Genomic DNA, 16,455 nt, shown 5'->3' with positions numbered 1-16,455 from the left:
GCTGCATTCCCTAACCGAGAGAATCTTTAGTATTTATAATCCAGTTGCAACCAGAATTTATCGGTATTCACTCCGTAATCTTCAGCCTGATAGCTCGAGAATTTGGCCAGTGCCGCTAAGCCTTTTAGCGGTAAGGGATGTGAAAATGATACGGCATATTCTTGCCCATAATCCAGGCTGTGTTCATCACTACGATAATGGTGATATTCAGTGCCCAATTTACCCTGATCTAGAATGTTCAGATTTGAACTGAGGTATAAATCCGTTAAACCATTGGCAGGGGTATTGAGGAAGATATCTGTCCAGCCATTGAATTTGTGTTTGGTCGCTAGGGGCGTTTGAAAGCCGATTCGTCCATGATCACTGCCCAGCACTTCATAGCCAAATGCGATTTCCCCCAGAGGCTTTGCAGCCGTAAGGTTGTAGCCAAGTTCAACCGTGTAATAGTCTGCATCATAGGCAAGCGGCTGATCCGCATAGTCAGTTTGCTTGGCATACTCAGCCATATAACGTAGCTGGTTCATTTTTCCCGTTAGGCGTAAACCATAGGTCTGATTTGACCATGCTGCTAAATCATTAAAATCCATGAGATAAGCATAGGCAGTCATATTCAATGCGGGATTGTAATTAAACTTAGCTTGAATCAGATGAATATCGCTATCTTGTTCACCATCTTGTGCTTGCACATATTTGGGTTCAGGATTCTCACGCCCAAAGATGGTATTGACCTGATTGATATAAGCATAATACAGCCCAACATTTGCCAGAGGTTTTAGATTCAGCGTCACTGCATCAAAAGTCTGGTCATTCTGGCGCCATGCAACTGAACCGACAAAACGCTGATTGTCCAGATTAATCAGTTGACGCCCTAGGGTGACATCAAATTTTGGATTGCTGGCATATTTTAAATACAGTTGATTCAGTTGCAAATTTTCAGGGTCAGGTACACTGCTATAGTTTGTTTCGGCATTCCGTGTGCTGTTGAAATGTTCATTCAATTCAATGGTACTTTCGCCTTGCACAAAGCCACTCAAACCATGCCAACTGCCTGTTTGAATTGAAGGGCGAATACGGAGAGTAAAGGCATCCGCAGTTTCTAAATGATTAGCCTGATTCACCATTTCATAACGTAAACGGCTGTCCAATCCAAATTTGGTTTGAGAAAGCACATCATCAGCAGCGAAAGCAGAATTTAAGGAAATGAGGGTGAGCGAAAGCACGGAGAGGGTATGTAATTTCATTGAAATTCCCTGAGGTATAAAGGTCAAAGATTTTTAGCGAGGAAGATGGGGAAGGAGATGAGTACGCTACCATTCCCCAAATTTGGAAGATTTAAGCCATGCTGTTACGTTCTAAAACGGCTTGTTCAAATAGTTGTTTTTCTTTTGCTTTATGTTCGACTGTAAAACGAATCAAGATGACACTAAAGGCAGCCAAAGTCACTAAACCACCGAGCATAAATAGGCAGGTTTGTACATCTAAGACGCCTTTTAATAGGAAGCCTGCTGCTACCGCACCGACATTGCCGCCAGCACCAATAATCCCTGCCACACCGCCCAAGGCATCACGGTCAATAAAAGGCACCAGTGCGTAAGTTGCCCCACAAGCCATATGAGTAAATAGTGCAAATACGGTCATGCTAATAATCGCTAATACAGCGGTATTCATTTGGGAAAATAAGATTAAGAACACACCTTCAAGTAAAACCAAGGCAAAAAGGACTTTGGTACGACCATCTAAGCCTTTCGAAATCGCTACTTTATCGGAAACGATACCACCGAGTGCGCGGGCAAATAGGGCCAACAAGCCAAAGATCCCCGCAGCCAGTCCAGCTTCTTTTAAGCCCATATTGAAGTGTTCGGTATAGTACATGGCAGCAATGTTATGAATAAAAATTTCAATCCCAAAGCATGCTGCATAGGAGATAAATAAAATCCACACACGATAATTACGCGCAGCTTGTAAAAGAATTGCAGTTCCGCCTTTTTTACCGCAGCCGATTTCAATGCCTTGTGCACGCAGCTCTTTAAAATCGCCTTGCGGGCAGTCTTGAGTGAATTTCCAGTAAAGTACACCTACAATGACCATCATGACGCCTGGCACCAGTAGGGCAATACGCCAGCCCATACTTTGTTCAACCCCAAACATCACGATTGCCCCCAGAATTAAAGGCATCAGGGCTTGGGTTGCACCACCACCTGCATTCCCCCAACCCGCAGCTGCCGCATTGGCTGTACCCACTACATTTGGGGCAAACATGACACTCGTGTGATATTGGGTAATGACAAAACTGGCTCCAATTGCCCCAATGAGCAAACGGAAGAACAGGAATGATTCATAGGTATTGGCTGCGGCAACCCCAAAAACTGGAATACTGCCCAAGAGTAAGAGTGCCGTATAAGTTTTGCGCGGTCCGTATTTGTCGCATAAAGGCCCAACAATCAGTCGAATTAAAATGGTGATTGCGACTGCGGCAATGTTGATATTGGCAATTTGATCTTTAGTTAAGTTGAATTCGCCCTTAATCACAGGCATTAGGGGTGCACAGGCAAACCATGCAAAGAAGCAGACAAAGAATGCTAACCATGACATATGGAACGCGCGCATTGCGGGTGTAGAGAAACTGAAAAGTTTAATTTGCGTCGCTTTTTTAGCATCGCTGTTTATTGTTGAAGACATAACCATCCCCTGAACTGAGCGTTATTTTGTTTACAAGCTGTTTAACTGGCTTGTAATCCGATCAGAACGGACATCGTTGGCCGTCTATATACTGTGTGAATCTGCGTTGATTCATCTTGTTGATTGAAATGCAAGCAATATGCCAAAAGCGAGGGCGAGTCGTATATTGAATGGATAAAGTGCTTAAATACTTGAGTCTTTGGGTGAAACGATGTGCCATGATCGCCAAAATCTAAGCGAATGTGCTTGCATAACAATGAAGGTTTTTTGATCAAAAATAATTCATTGTTTCAAGTCGGGAGTGTAAGTGCATCATTACAATGCACTTTAGATGAGCAACTGCAGCGATAAAACGCTATAGCCAGTTCAGTATCTTCATCATATTTTTAAGAATTTCATTAAGATACAGAAAAAGCTCCTTTGACACTTTAAAATCGATAACCCATGCCTGCATATGCAAGAATAGGATTGATCTCAATATCTGCTTTGGAGCGGATCAGTTCCCCTAGTTTGGTATCAGTCACGGTAATGCTGGTGTCATTCCTGAGCTGAGCATAACTGAGCGAACCCACTGCAAACCATCTCTCATTAAAGTCGTAGCTAAATCCAATTGTGGCAATCGGGGCAAACGCCTCTGAGGCTTCTAGCTCAACCTGAGGATTGGCTGAACTGGTTTTGCCTTCTAGGGAAGCACCCGCATGGCCTTGTTTAATATTGGCAATCATGTGTCCTGCGGCAATTAAGTCCTGTTCTATTCGTGGGTTCATTTCTAATTCATTAAAATAGGCATACATCACGCCCAAACCCACATAAGGTCGAAATTTATTGACCCCAGTTTTGCCAAAGTGATATTGCAATTCAAATGCAGGCGTCCACGCTCGAGCGGAAGCAGCAGCACCTTGAGCCCCTAAATCGGTAATCAGAATATTATTTTCCAGTTCCAATTGACCTAAGGCAGCACCTATAGGCGTGGCTATCGCTGAAAATGGGGCGTAGATTTTACCCTGACCTTGTAAATCCACTTTGGGGGGGATGCCTGCTTTAATCTCTAAGGAAACATGATCTGTAAAATAATAATTGCTCATGATACCTAAAGTGCTGACCTCATCTGCTTCAAGTCCAGTCCCCGCATTATTCCATTGGCTTAAACCGTGTAGCTCAGCTGTGCCGCTTAGACTCGCCGGAACAGGCGCATCAATTGCGGCTAGACCTTCCAGTGTCGCTTTGAGCAGGGGATTCACATCACTTTTAGGGCGAAGATTGTCCAAGATGGTCTGTGCCTGAATACTGCCGACCTTGGCTTTTTCAGCTTCTTTAACTGCGGTATTGACTCGAAACGGTTGCGCTTGTCCTTGTGGCATGACGTGTAATGCACCAAACGAAATTGAAAAGCGTTTAAAACCATCCCCATCTTGCAGGCTGAAATAGGGGGATTTCGCTTGGCTGTATGTCGGAATGAGGGCTATAGCAATTGATAATGCCAATCCTGTTTTATGCATATCGGGACTCCATGTCCATTTTCATCATTTTTATTCAGGGGGCATTATTCAATAAGGGCATAATAGAAAACTGTTGTTTTCAAACAGGGAAAATTTTAAAAGTTTGTGAAAATTACCGTAATTTTGGGGTGGTTATGTGAGTTATCTAGGTTCTTTGTTATCCAGTTGGCAAGAACTACAAATTAAACATGGGGTGTTTAATCTTATTTAAGTATTTATTAATCAATAAAAAATCAGTAGAAATAACAATCTAAAGCGATAAAAAAAGATCACCCGAAGGTGACCTTTTTGACATCTGTTTGCAAAATTAAGCCAATGACGCAGCTTCAGCTTGGAAGCGAGATAAATCTTCTTCTGGACGAGCTGTTAAAATTTCAACGCCATCTTTAGTGACCAAAATGGTGTGTTCATACTGTGCTGAAAGCTTATGATCTTTGGTTACAACGGTCCATTTATCACCCAGCAATTTGGTTTGCCATACGCCTGCATTTACCATCGGTTCAATGGTAAAGGTCATGCCTTCTTCCAAAATCATGCCGCTATTGCCTTGACCATAATGTAACACTTGAGGTTCATCATGGAATACCGTACCAATACCATGACCGCAGTATTCACGCACAACGCTAAAACGTTCAGACTCAACATATTTTTGAATTGCCAAACCAATATCACCAATGGTTGAACCTGGTTTTACAGTCGCAATACCGCGATACATGGCTTCTTGTGCGACTTTGCATAAACGGTCTGCAAGAATAGATGTTTCACCACCCACGACATACATCATATTGGTATCGCCATGGTAGCCATCTTTAATTACGGTAACGTCAATATTTAAGATATCGCCTTTCTTCAAGATTTTACTCTCAGATGGAATACCGTGGCACACCACATGGTTAACTGAAGTACAGATGGTGTGCTGAAACGCTGGACGACCTGGTGCTGCACCATAGCCTAAACAAGCTGGAACGGCATTTTGTACATTGACAATATAATCGTGACAAATCGTGTCTAATTCGAGGGTAGTCACCCCTGGCTTGATATGCGGTTTGATCATATCCAACACTTCTGCCGCCAGTCGTCCCGCCACACGCATTTTTTCAATTTCATCTGGGGTTTTAATGAGTCGACGTGGAGCTTGATAAGTTGTGTTCATGATCTCTAAAAACTTTTGGAAATTTGTATGTGACTATGGTATAAATAGCCGCCCATTTTATCAAATGCTTTTTCGTGAATAAATTTCGCGGGCTTTGTGCGATGGGGCAATAAAATCCGCACATATATCGACACATTACTCTGGGTGCCTAGCAATAGGTGGAGAATGCGGATATATGGAGGCCTAACCCAAACTTTAAGGTAAAGAAAATGGCAGATTACAACGTAAGCATGCGCGACCTTCTTCAAGCAGGCGCTCACTTCGGTCACCAAACTCGTTTCTGGAACCCAAAAATGCGTCAATACATTTTTGGTGCGCGTAACAAAATTCACATCATCAACCTTGAGCACACTGTTCCTGCGTTAAATGATGCATTGAACTTTGTTAACAATCTTGCAAGCAAAAAGAACAAAGTATTGTTCGTTGGTACTAAACGTGCTGCTTCTAACATCATCCGTGAACAAGCTCAACGCGCTGGTCAACCATATGTAGATCACCGTTGGTTAGGTGGTATGTTGACGAACTGGAAAACACTTCGCCAATCTATCAACCGTTTAAAAGACCTTCAAACTCAATCTCAAGACGGTACTTTCGCTAAGCTTACTAAACGTGAAGCTTTAGAGCGTACTCGTGAGATGGAAAAACTTGAGCGTGCTTTAGGCGGCGTGAAAAACATGGGTGGTTTACCTGACGCATTATTCGTAATCGACGTTGACCACGAATCAATCGCGATTAAAGAAGCTAAAAACCTTGGTATTCCTGTAATCGGTATCGTTGATACAAACTCTAACCCAGATAACGTTGATTTCGTTATTCCTGGTAACGACGATGCGATCCGTGCAGTAACACTTTACGCTTCTGCTATGGCTGATGCGATCCTTGCTGGTAAAGAGTACGCTCAAACTCAAGCAAATGCACAAGCAAAAGGCGACGAAGCTGCTAAAGAAGCTCCTGAGGCTTAATGCGTTTTGACGCAAGCTTGTCATTTTTGCGACATGTGATGGTGGCAAAGTAAGCGTCATGTATGCAGACGGCCCATGAGAACCCCTCTGGGCCGTTTCTGTTCTAAACAGAATTCATTTTCTACCGATTTTTAGGAGATACACATGACTGCTATTACTGCAAGCATGGTTAAAGAATTGCGTGACCGTACTGGTTTAGCAATGATGGAATGTAAAAAAGCATTAACAGAAGCGAACGGTGACATCGAATTAGCGATTGATAACCTTCGTAAATCTGGTCAAGCTAAAGCAGCTAAAAAAGCTGGTAACATTGCTGCTGACGGTGCGATCACTATCGCTCAAGACGGCAACAAAGCAATTCTTTTAGAAGTAAACTGCCAAACTGACTTCGTTGCTAAAGACGAAAACTTTGCTGGTTTCTCTGCTAAAGTTGCTGCTGCTGCACTTGCTGCTGGCGAAACTGATGCTGCTAAAATCGCTGAACTTAAACTTGAAGATGGTGCTACTGTTGAAGAAGCGCGTATCGCTCTTGTTCAAAAAATCGGTGAAAACATCCAAGTACGTCGTGCGTCAATTGTTGAAGGTGAAAACCTTGCAGTTTACAAACACGGTTTAAAAATTGGTGTTGTTGTATCTTACACAGGCCAAGCTGAAACTGGTAAAGGCGTTGCAATGCACGTTGCTGCATTCAACCCAGTAGCTGTAACAGCTGAAGGCGTTTCTGCTGATCTTATTGCGAAAGAGAAAGAAATTGCTGAAGCGAAAGCGATCGAATCTGGTAAGCCAGCAAACATCGTTGAAAAAATGGTCACTGGTTCAGTTGAGAAATACTTGAACGAAGTTGTTCTTGAGCGTCAAATGTACGTAATCGACAACGACAAGAAAGTTGCTGACGTATTAAAAGCGACTGGTACAACTGTAGCTCAATTCGTTCGTTTCGAAGTGGGTGAAGGTATTGAGAAAAAAGCTGAACTTTCTTTTGCTGAAGAAGTTGCTGCTGCTCAAGCTGCTGCAAAATAATTTTATTTTGCAAAAAGAAGCCCCGTTTGGGGCTTTTTTTATATCGAATAAAAAGGATAAAAAATGATGAATAAAACAAATCTAAGAATTGGCGTTGTGATTCTGGTTTTGATTGCTGCATATTTAGGATTTGATCGAGATCATGGCATCCAATCGAACAATGAGCCATCAAGCGTTGTTCAGTCTGAAACACAATTAAGCACAGATGATAGTCAAAAAATACTTCAGGCATTTCAGCAACAACAAAGTAATGCGCAAGTGCAAGCTAGTGGCAGGGTGAAAGCTATTTTGGCTGATGATCAGGAAGGCTCGCGTCATCAAAAATTTATTCTTGCACTGGGTAATGGTTTAACTGTTTTGGTGGCTCATAATATTGATTTGGCACCGAGAATAGATCATTTGCAAAAAGGGGATGTGGTGGAGTTTTATGGCGAATATGAATACAACCCGAAGGGAGGGGTGATTCATTGGACGCATCATGATCCACAGCGGCAGCATCTTGATGGATGGTTAAAATATCAGGGGAGAACTTATCAGTAGTGATGACACTGAGCAATTTTGTTCTATACAGTAAATTTAAACATGCTATTTTGCTGTTGAAGGCCAAACTGGCGGGTGTAAATGAGCAGTAACGAGAGTAATGTGCAGCATGAATGTGTAAAATTTCAACACGTACAAGAGTTGGGAGGTCTGGAGTTACTGAATGCTTCCTACGTAGAAAAGCAATTTTCAAAACATGTGCACGAAGGTTATTGCATCGGGGTCATTGAGGAAGGTGCGCAATCTTTCTATCGAACGGGCGCACTGCATGTGGCACCCAAAGGCGATATTATTTTGGTCAATGCGGATGAGGTGCATACGGGTTCATCTGCCGTGGAAACTGGGTGGCGTTATCGTGCGATTTATCCAACCCCGGAAATGCTAAAAGAAGTCAGTCAGGATTTTTTTCAGCATTCAGGTACAGTACCTTGGTTTCCTCAAGCCGTTCTGCACGATGAGGGCTTGGCGCAACAACTGCGGGTCTTATTTGACTTGTTGGAACAAGCAGATAACTTATTGTTTAAACAAAGCTTATATATTTCAACTTTGGCGTATTTAATGTCACGGCATAGCCGTAAGCCAGTCATAGATACCCGCCTTCCCGAAGTTCATAGCCGTATTTTGATGATTAAAGATTTATTGGCGAGTGCACCTGAAAAAGAATATTCCCTGAATGAATTGGCTGAAACAGTGGGGTTGAGTCCTTGGCATTTTTTAAGACAATTTAAAAAATATACCGGATTACCTCCACATGCTTGGTTGGTTCAGTTCCGTTTATTAAAAGCTAAGCAATTGTTGAAGCAAGGCGAGCATATTGCTTTGGTTGCGGATTTATGTGGATTTTCAGATCAAAGTCATTTTAATCGCCATTTTAAAAAGGCAGTGGGTGTAACGCCTTTGCAATATGTGATGAGCTTACGTTAATTTATCCACCAGAACCATCTATACATCATAGCTAAGTGATCAATATTTATAATTTTATTTTTATTATTGAAAACAATTAATTTAAAGCAAAGCGCAATTTCATACAAGAAAACCCAGTGTCAGAGCATTTATCGTACCTTAGTGTTCTGGATGGCGTACAAATTTATGGATCTCTCTCAGCAGCAATGTAGTGCTATAGCTCATCAAAAATCTCAGGATTTTATTCCAGGAGCTTTAGATATTTTACCCTTGTCGATTGCGGTGCTGCCATGGGGCATCTTGGCGGGTTCTATCGCGATTGATGCAGGACTGACAATTCCTCAAGCGGTGGCAATGTCGGCGGTGGTTTTTGCAGGTGCAGCGCAACTGGTCAGTTTGGGCATGTGGTCGGCGGATGCCACAGCATTCACCATTGCAATGACGGTCTTTTTCTTAACCAGTCAGCATTTCATTTACGCACTTACACTCCGCAAAGATATTTCGGTTTTGGCAAGTTATTACCGTATTCCCTTGGGATTTTTATTAACGGATGAGTTGTTTGCGGTAGCTGTGAGAAAACCACAACGTCGAACTTATTATCTGCTCGGTGCAGGGCTATGCTTTTATTTGGCGTGGGTGCTGTTTAGTTTGTTGGGCATTTATTTGGCTTCGACTATTCCTAACTTATCGAGTCTACATCTGGATTTTTCAATTGTTGCGGTACTGGTAGCAATCATAGTGCCTTTTATTAAGAATTGCGTCAGTTTGGTGGGTGTGTTGACGACGATTATGAGTTCGCTTTGTTTAACGGCCTTACATATTGAGGCTGCTATCTTAATTTCAGGAATGATGGGAATGGGCGTGGCGGTCTATATAGAACGTTGGGAGAAAAAAGTATGAGTTGGACATTTATTTTCTTGTTGGCTGGCATTGTATTTTTTAATCGATATCTCTTCTTAGAGCCAAAAGTTGCTATTCAATTTCCAGTTTTCTTTGAACGGATGTTGAAGTATTCAGCACCTTGTTTACTCACCGCTATTTGTATCCCAATTATTTTTTATGATGCGGGTGAGTGGCGTTCATTGCCAACGAATAGTTATTTTTATGCGACGATTTTTTGTGTATTGGTGTCCTTTTTATTTCGTCGAGTTTTATTGAGTTTGGCTCTAAGTTTGCTGTTTTTTTATGTCTTAGAAATGCTGTTATTTTGAAAAGATTCACTGTAGAAAAGCTGTTACAAGCTGAACTCCACAGTGAAAATTGGGTATATGCGCTAAATTGCGTTCATTTGCGCTCTAGAGTGGCTTTTAAATTTAGGTACTAGTTTAGCTAGATATGCATCCATACACCAAATTGGGCCAATCAGAAGGAATTGGAGGTCTTTAAAGAAAGAAGGTTTCTTTCCTTCAATTTTATGCCCGTAAAACTGACCAATCCAAGCAAAAATAAATAACGTAATATAAAAACCCGTACCCACGGGTAAAACGAAAATTAACCACGCCATCGTAAGCATGAGTGCCGCCATCGCGACAGCCAAAACTAGATCAAGTCGGCCATAAAAAATAAGACAAAGCACAATAATCAGCGCGGTGAGTAAGGCGCTAAAGTGTGCCAAAATCCCAAGAATGGAAAAAAGAATAGTTGGTACACAAAACCAGTGAATCAGTTTATTGGTTTTATTTTGGTGGCTTTGACTATATTCATCAAACCATTCATTTATCGTTTTCATCAATTGCTCCTGCAGGATGATTTTTTTATTTATTGTGGAACTGCATAAAATATAAAACAGAAAAAAGCGTAGGTCAAAATGGTTGCTGCATTTCTGGATATCATGGACTTTAGGTTGATTAGATAGATTGGGGGGCAGCATGAAGTGGGGGGAGGTAGTTCCACATCATATGCCGAACTACCTCAGGAACTGCAAAAGCTAAATTTTATTTATTTAGCTGCATGATAAACTTCTTTACCTTCTTTGAATGTTGCCAAAATCTTGATGTTCTTGATTTGATCTGTTGGGACAGTCATTGGATTTTGGTTCAGAATCACAAAGTCAGCCAATTTACCCGGACTGAGCGTGCCTTTTTGATTCTCTTCAAAATATTGATAGGCAGCCCAACTGGTCATGCTCTTGAGGGCATGGTAGGGACTAATACGTTGATCACTTCCTAACACGACACCGCTACGTGTGACACGATTTACCGTAGTATCTAAAGTCATCATGCTGTTTGGTGGAATCACAGGGGCATCATGATGTTCCGTAAATAAAATCCCTTTACGTAGTGCAGAACCGGTCGGTGAAATATTTTGTGCGCGTTGCAGCCCTAAAGTCTGCTGAATATGCCAGTCACCCCAATAGTAGGTGTGCAGGGAAAAGAAAGAAGGAATGAGCTTAAGAGCTTTTGCTTTCTCAAGTTGGTCTTCGCGCATCACCTGCGAGTGAATAATCACATTACGTCGGTCTTGTGCAGGATAATTTGCGGTCGCTTGCTCAATGGTTGCCAAATATTGATCAATTGCTGCATCGCCATTGGCATGTGCAAGTATTTGCCAATTATTTTGGTAGGCAAGATTAATTAAATTTTGCACCGTACTTTGTTGTGGGAATGCTGCATATCCACGATATGATTTTTTTTGTCCTTCAGGTGGGATCCGGTAGGGTTTGGTTAACCAAGCTGTTTTGCCTTGAGGTGAACCATCCAAGCTAATTTTGACTCCACCAATTCGATAATGATGTTTGTATTCTTGGCTAGTACCATGCTGCAACATGTATTCTTTTTCAGTACTGATGTCAGGGTACACCACCAAATCTACAGGTAATTTGCCATTTTGGGCAATATTTCTCCATAGCTCGGATGTACCTGCATCTGCGCGGCCTTCTTGAATGGTCGTGTAGCCATTTTTAATATAAGTCTGCACAGCCGTGAGAGCCATTTTTTCCATGGTTTCGGCAGGCATATGCTGAAAGATCTGCATCATGGCACTAAAAACCACACTTTCTTCGAGTACGCCATTCGGAACTTTTGAATTGGCTTCACGACGGATGTAGCCACCGGGTGGATTGGGTGTCTTGGCATTAATGTTGAGCAGTTCTAATGCCTTGTGGTTGACTGTTGCTAAATGTCCAGACTGATGCAGAATAATGACGGGTTGATCCGTAGAAATGGCATCCAGTTCAGTTGCAGTCGGGTGACGCTTTTCTTTTAGTTGTGCATCATCATAACCATTGCCAATGATCCAGCCGGAAGCATCCTGAATAAATTTGGGATTATTCTTTTTCCATTCCTGCATAGCCTCAACTAATGTTGCGATATCGGTCACTTGGCCATCGGGTGGGGCATATAGGTTAGCGACACTTTGTTGTAAGCCGACACTGTTGGCATGACTGTGTGCATCAATCAGCCCGGGGATAACCGTATGGTTTTGCAGATTGAAACGCTGAGCACGCTGATTGAGCTGTTTGGCTTCATTGAGTGAGCCTGTAAATTTAATCACGCCATTTTCGACCAGCATCGCTTCTACATAAGTCGGGGTGTCACCTTGCATGGTTAAAATTGGGCCGCCATGTAAGATAAACGTGGTTTCTTGTTGTGGATCGACTTTAGCGTCGCGTTGAATGTGATTGGAAATTGAATAGGAGCATGCGGTTAGGAGTGCTGTACTGAGTACCGTCAAAACTTTTAAAGTTGAAGTAGTAGAAGAATGTTGGACATATTTCATCATTGGATCGTATTCCCCTAAGGTGATCGACTTCTTGTGTTTATCTTTTTTAAAATAACATATTAATTAAAATAGAAAATAAAAAAGCCACATAAATGTGGCTTCGATTGTCAAATATAGCGGGCTAAAGCAAATTAAGAGTTTGGACCTGCTACGCGTTCAATGCTTACTTTTGCTGTCCCTGCGTTGGTGATGCCAAGTTGTTTTGCAGCACCATAAGAAAGGTCGAGTACACGGTTGCCATGGAAAGGACCGCGGTCATTCACTTTAACAACAACACTTTTACCATTGTTTTTGTTGGTGACACGAATGTAACAGTTCAGTGGCAAGCTACGATGTGCAGCGGTAAGTGCATTCATATCGAATGTTTCACCGTTGGCAGTTTTACGACCGTGAAATTGACGACCGTACCACGATGCTACACCTGTTTGGCTAAACTGGCGAACTGTATTCGAAGCAACGTTGTTTAACTTGTCAATGACTGAAGGCTCATCTGCTGGGATTTCGATTTTCGCTGCAATTGTTTCGCGGCGGATTTTATCACCAGAACTCTCAGTAATTGAAAGGCTATTCAAGTTAGAAAAGTGAGAATTAAAACTTTGAGCATCTTTGTTTAATACACGTGCTGCTAAACGTGAGTTATCACTGTCATTATTTAACGACGATGATTGAACCAATTCAGCCTGAGACTGACTCAGGGCGAACGTGGTCGCTATGGCAAGAATATATTTCATTGAAGAATGCATAAAATCTCCTAAAGACCAATTTGCATAAACTGTTATTCGGCAAAAAACCTTGAAAAACAAGCAAACTAGTCAATTTATTCACTTGTGCAACTACATTTGACGAGATGGATAATATTCATGGCGTGGTAAAAGTGTCTAGTGTTTATTCGAAATAATTACAAAAAGTAGGTAATTAATTTATTTTTTGATTAAAAAATAATCAATATTGTAACATAATATTAAAAAAGCTGATTTTTTATACTTTTTAATTAAAAAAATTATTGACTTTTAGTATTTGATGTAAAAGCTAGCCTCATCGGCTAGCGATTTCTGTACCTAATTGCCACACTGCGGTCGCATACATGCGGCTCTTGTTGTAGGTGGTTATGACTTGAAAATTTGGGTAAGTGATGTAGTAAGTTGAGCCATAATTTTCTTCGAGTTGAATCACATTCACCATATCTAGATCATCAATTTTTACGACGGGATTAATGGGTGAAACACCGCGTGTCTTTAAGGCACCATAAGGTGTAGGTTGCTCTAAATTTTTGGCAATAATATTTTCAGGTGTTGTGCCGGTATAGCGTGCTGCAAACCCAATCGGTTGGTTACGCTGCCAACCATGTTGTGCCAAATAATTGGCAATCGAACCAATCGCATCGACAGCAGAGTTGCGCAAGTCGATATGGCCATTACCATCGTAATCCACGCCATATTTAGGAATGTTGCTTGGCATAAATTGCGGATAGCCAATCGCTCCTGCATATGATCCGACGACGGAGTTGGTTGGAATGCCATCTTTATAGCTCCAAGCGATCAATGCGGAAAGTTCGTCTTGGAAATATGCCGCACGTCGTTCATAACCAAATGCAAGTGTTGCAAGCGCATTTCTGGTAATGAAATTGCCTTTATTGGCACCAAAACCAGTTTCGACCCCCAAAATGCCCAAAATGACAGACTGCGGAACGCCAAATTGTTGCTCGGCACGGTTTAAGGTGTCGGCATATTGCATTTTAAAACGCACACCACGTTGAATGGTGCTTTCGGACATAAAGTTGGTTTTATATTCATACCATGGCTTACTTTCGCCAGGGCGATTCATGATATTGATAATATTCGGGAGGTTTTGTGCACCACTCATTGCCCAGTCAACTTGTTCGGCACTTAAACCATAGGTTTGCATGGTTTTTTGCTTAAAGCTGGAATATTGAGGATCACTGGCAAAATCGTTGGCTTGGCAAAAACTGGTAATTGAAAAAGCACCAACAAGCAAAGATAAACGTTTCAGTTTTTTATAAATAGACAAATTCGTCATATTGGTTAAATCCCAAAAATTATCGATGTGTATGAATCGACATCACAACGCCAAAAGTGGCCATTAAAGTAATAATTGCAGTACCGCCATAACTCATAAAAGGTAAAGGCACACCCACTACGGGTAAAATACCACTGACCATACCCGCATTGACAAATACATATACAAAAAATGACAAAGCAAAGGTGCTGGCCACCAAACGTCCAAAATTGTGAAAACTGTTTAACCCAATTTGAAAGGTACGGCTGATAATCGCAAAGTACAGTATAATCAATATGATAATACCAATGAGCCCAAATTCCTCAGAAAATGCAGCAATAATAAAATCGGTATGGCCTTCGGGTAGAAAGTGAAGATGAGATTGTGTGCCAAGCAAGTACCCTTTACCTGAAAGACCACCTGAACCGATTGCCGTTTCAGATTGAATAATGTTCCAACCTGTGCCCAAAGCGTCAGCTTCGGGATGAATCAGGGTCAATACGCGTTGACGTTGATAATCATGTAATAGAAATTGCCATGCGAGGGGAATAATGGCACTGATGGTGACGATTGCCAGTGCAATCATCTGCCAAGATAAGCCACTTAAAAATAGCGTAAACAAACCACTGGATAAAATGAGTAACGAAGTACCCAAATCAGGTTGTTCTGCTATTAATAAGAAGGGGAATCCAATCAGAATTAAGCTACAGGCAATATGTTTGAATTTTGGTGGTAAAGGCTGACGGGATAAATACCATGCAATCATTAATGGCATGCCGATTTTCATAAATTCACTGGGCTGTACGCTGCCGAAACCGGGAATATCAATCCAACGCTGAGCGCCCAATCTGACCTCCCCAAACAATTTAACGGCTATGAGGGAGAGGAAAGCAAAAATATAGAAAAAAGGGGCAAATGCCTGATAGACCTTAGGCGGAATCTGGGCGAGCCCTAACATGACCAAGAAGCCTAGAGTAAAACTGAGCGCTTGTTTGGAAACCAGTCCCCAATTCTGTTCGGAGGCGCTATAAAGAACGGTGAGACCTAAGACAGCGGTCAAACACAAATATAAGCATAGCCATGGATCAAGGTGAAGCTTTTGCCATTTAGATGTCGTAGCGGGGCTTAACCCATCTCGAGGGGGCTGGCGTAGAAATTTGTATTGCGGTTGTACAGACATGGGAGTGATTAATATAAAGTATTTGGCATTTTTTTCGCCTGTTACCTTATACCTGCATCATGATGATGTATATCAATATTTAGCAATAAAAAAACCTAGCAAAAGCTAGGTTTCCGATAGCTTAAATTTCTATCAATGATGGAATAAAGTATCGTGATACTCTGCCAGAATAGAGAGTTCTTGCTTGGTCAGATGCGGGAAAATTTTATCAATGGCAATATGCACAGCTTTAATCACTGCCGCAGAGCCGATATCCGCGGCTTTACGCTTAATCATGCCCAAATCGAGGGTTTTGTTAAAATCATTCATAAAATGGCGTACAGTGGCTTCTGCGAACTGTTTGTACAATTCGATTAAAACGGCTTTATTGGCATCGCCACCTGCACGAATATCTGCAAATGTGCTCTTTAAATTGGTGACCAAGCTCGCATCTAGGTTTTCACCGACATGATACTGTCCTTGAGCATCTTTAAATAAGCTTTTTTCAGAAAATTCGATGGATTGTTTCACCACATCATTTGAGGCTTTGCTCAAAAGTTGTTTTAACAAGACCGCCACGGTTGATTTGACATAGCCGGCTAATTTCTCGGCAGTGTCGCGTTTCTCACTCGGTGGGAAACGACGCACCAATTCCGTTAAAATGGCATCAATAATTTCATCATTGATTAATAAAGCGGTCTGGTCACGTAAAGGGTAGAGCGGTTCACTCGAGTTTTTCTTTTGCTGACCTGTTTGAATACTATTTAATAGTGTTTCAGAAGGGACAAAACCAAAAAAAGGCAT

16 protein-coding genes are annotated in these 16,455 nt (G+C 41.7%); 6 read left to right on the top strand and 10 right to left on the bottom strand.

Translation table 11 applies throughout. The features are described 5' to 3' along the window. Positions 1-26 precede the first annotated feature (26 nt). The 4 genes from AC6CHI_RS04245 to map form a co-directional block, all read right to left on the bottom strand. On the bottom strand, positions 27-1,241 hold the full coding sequence (locus AC6CHI_RS04245; protein ID WP_498119600.1) for an alginate export family protein: 1,215 nt from the start codon (positions 1,239-1,241) through the stop codon (positions 27-29). Positions 1,242-1,332: 91 nt separating this feature from the next. Then, on the bottom strand, positions 1,333-2,679 hold the full coding sequence (locus tag AC6CHI_RS04240) for an MFS transporter (protein WP_498119598.1): 1,347 nt from the start codon (positions 2,677-2,679) through the stop codon (positions 1,333-1,335). A gap of 428 nt (positions 2,680-3,107) precedes the next feature. Beyond that, positions 3,108-4,178, bottom strand: a complete 1,071-nt coding sequence (locus AC6CHI_RS04235; RefSeq protein ID WP_498119596.1) for an OmpW/AlkL family protein — start codon at positions 4,176-4,178, stop codon at positions 3,108-3,110. 307 nt (positions 4,179-4,485) lie between these two features. Next, positions 4,486-5,331, bottom strand: a complete 846-nt coding sequence (gene map / locus AC6CHI_RS04230) for a type I methionyl aminopeptidase (RefSeq protein ID WP_498119594.1) — start codon at positions 5,329-5,331, stop codon at positions 4,486-4,488. A gap of 209 nt (positions 5,332-5,540) precedes the next feature. Here map and rpsB point away from each other — a divergent pair, with 209 nt between their 5' ends. The 6 genes from rpsB (at position 5,541) to AC6CHI_RS04200 (ending at position 9,967) form a co-directional block, all read left to right on the top strand. Then, positions 5,541-6,293 (top strand): 30S ribosomal protein S2, encoded by a 753-nt coding sequence (rpsB, locus tag AC6CHI_RS04225; RefSeq protein ID WP_016167395.1) that lies wholly within the window; start codon positions 5,541-5,543, stop codon positions 6,291-6,293. Between the two features lie 144 nt (positions 6,294-6,437). Next, positions 6,438-7,313 carry a translation elongation factor Ts gene (gene tsf / locus AC6CHI_RS04220; protein ID WP_498119592.1) on the top strand — a complete coding sequence of 292 codons (876 nt, stop codon included), beginning with the start codon at positions 6,438-6,440 and terminating at the stop codon, positions 7,311-7,313. Between the two features lie 63 nt (positions 7,314-7,376). Beyond that, a complete protein-coding gene (locus AC6CHI_RS04215) occupies positions 7,377-7,853 on the top strand; it encodes a DUF3465 domain-containing protein (protein ID WP_498119591.1) in 477 nt (158 codons plus the stop codon). A gap of 81 nt (positions 7,854-7,934) precedes the next feature. Next, complete coding sequence (locus AC6CHI_RS04210; RefSeq protein WP_498119589.1) at positions 7,935-8,777, top strand: helix-turn-helix domain-containing protein; 843 nt, start codon at positions 7,935-7,937, stop codon at positions 8,775-8,777. Between the two features lie 165 nt (positions 8,778-8,942). Further along, complete coding sequence (locus AC6CHI_RS04205; protein ID WP_498119588.1) at positions 8,943-9,656, top strand: AzlC family ABC transporter permease; 714 nt, start codon at positions 8,943-8,945, stop codon at positions 9,654-9,656. Then, positions 9,653-9,967 carry an AzlD domain-containing protein gene (locus tag AC6CHI_RS04200; protein WP_498119586.1) on the top strand — a complete coding sequence of 105 codons (315 nt, stop codon included), beginning with the start codon at positions 9,653-9,655 and terminating at the stop codon, positions 9,965-9,967. Before AC6CHI_RS04205 ends, AC6CHI_RS04200 begins: the two co-directional genes overlap by 4 nt. 62 nt (positions 9,968-10,029) lie before the next feature. On the opposite strand, the gene AC6CHI_RS04195 is transcribed toward AC6CHI_RS04200, so the two are convergent. The 6 genes from AC6CHI_RS04195 to AC6CHI_RS04170 form a co-directional block, all read right to left on the bottom strand. Further along, positions 10,030-10,485, bottom strand: coding sequence for an Mpo1 family 2-hydroxy fatty acid dioxygenase (locus tag AC6CHI_RS04195; RefSeq protein WP_498119585.1), 456 nt, complete (start codon positions 10,483-10,485; stop codon positions 10,030-10,032). 209 nt (positions 10,486-10,694) lie between these two features. Next, complete coding sequence (locus tag AC6CHI_RS04190; protein ID WP_498120041.1) at positions 10,695-12,473, bottom strand: amidohydrolase; 1,779 nt, start codon at positions 12,471-12,473, stop codon at positions 10,695-10,697. A 134-nt stretch (positions 12,474-12,607) separates the two neighbouring features. Beyond that, the gene (locus tag AC6CHI_RS04185; protein WP_498119583.1) at positions 12,608-13,219 is read right to left on the bottom strand and encodes a septal ring lytic transglycosylase RlpA family protein; all 612 of its coding nucleotides are present in this window, start codon (positions 13,217-13,219) and stop codon (positions 12,608-12,610) included. A 292-nt stretch (positions 13,220-13,511) separates the two neighbouring features. After that, positions 13,512-14,513, bottom strand: coding sequence for a lytic murein transglycosylase B (gene mltB / locus AC6CHI_RS04180; RefSeq protein WP_498119581.1), 1,002 nt, complete (start codon positions 14,511-14,513; stop codon positions 13,512-13,514). A gap of 19 nt (positions 14,514-14,532) precedes the next feature. Further along, the gene (gene rodA / locus AC6CHI_RS04175; RefSeq protein WP_498119579.1) at positions 14,533-15,672 is read right to left on the bottom strand and encodes a rod shape-determining protein RodA; all 1,140 of its coding nucleotides are present in this window, start codon (positions 15,670-15,672) and stop codon (positions 14,533-14,535) included. A 132-nt stretch (positions 15,673-15,804) separates the two neighbouring features. After that, the gene (locus tag AC6CHI_RS04170) at positions 15,805-16,455 is read right to left on the bottom strand and encodes a hypothetical protein (RefSeq protein ID WP_498119577.1); all 651 of its coding nucleotides are present in this window, start codon (positions 16,453-16,455) and stop codon (positions 15,805-15,807) included.

It is taken from the genome of Acinetobacter sp. GQ146 (assembly GCF_059758585.1).
The sequence above is the reverse complement of the archived record's forward strand: the minus strand, read 5'-3'. Positions and strand labels throughout refer to the sequence as shown.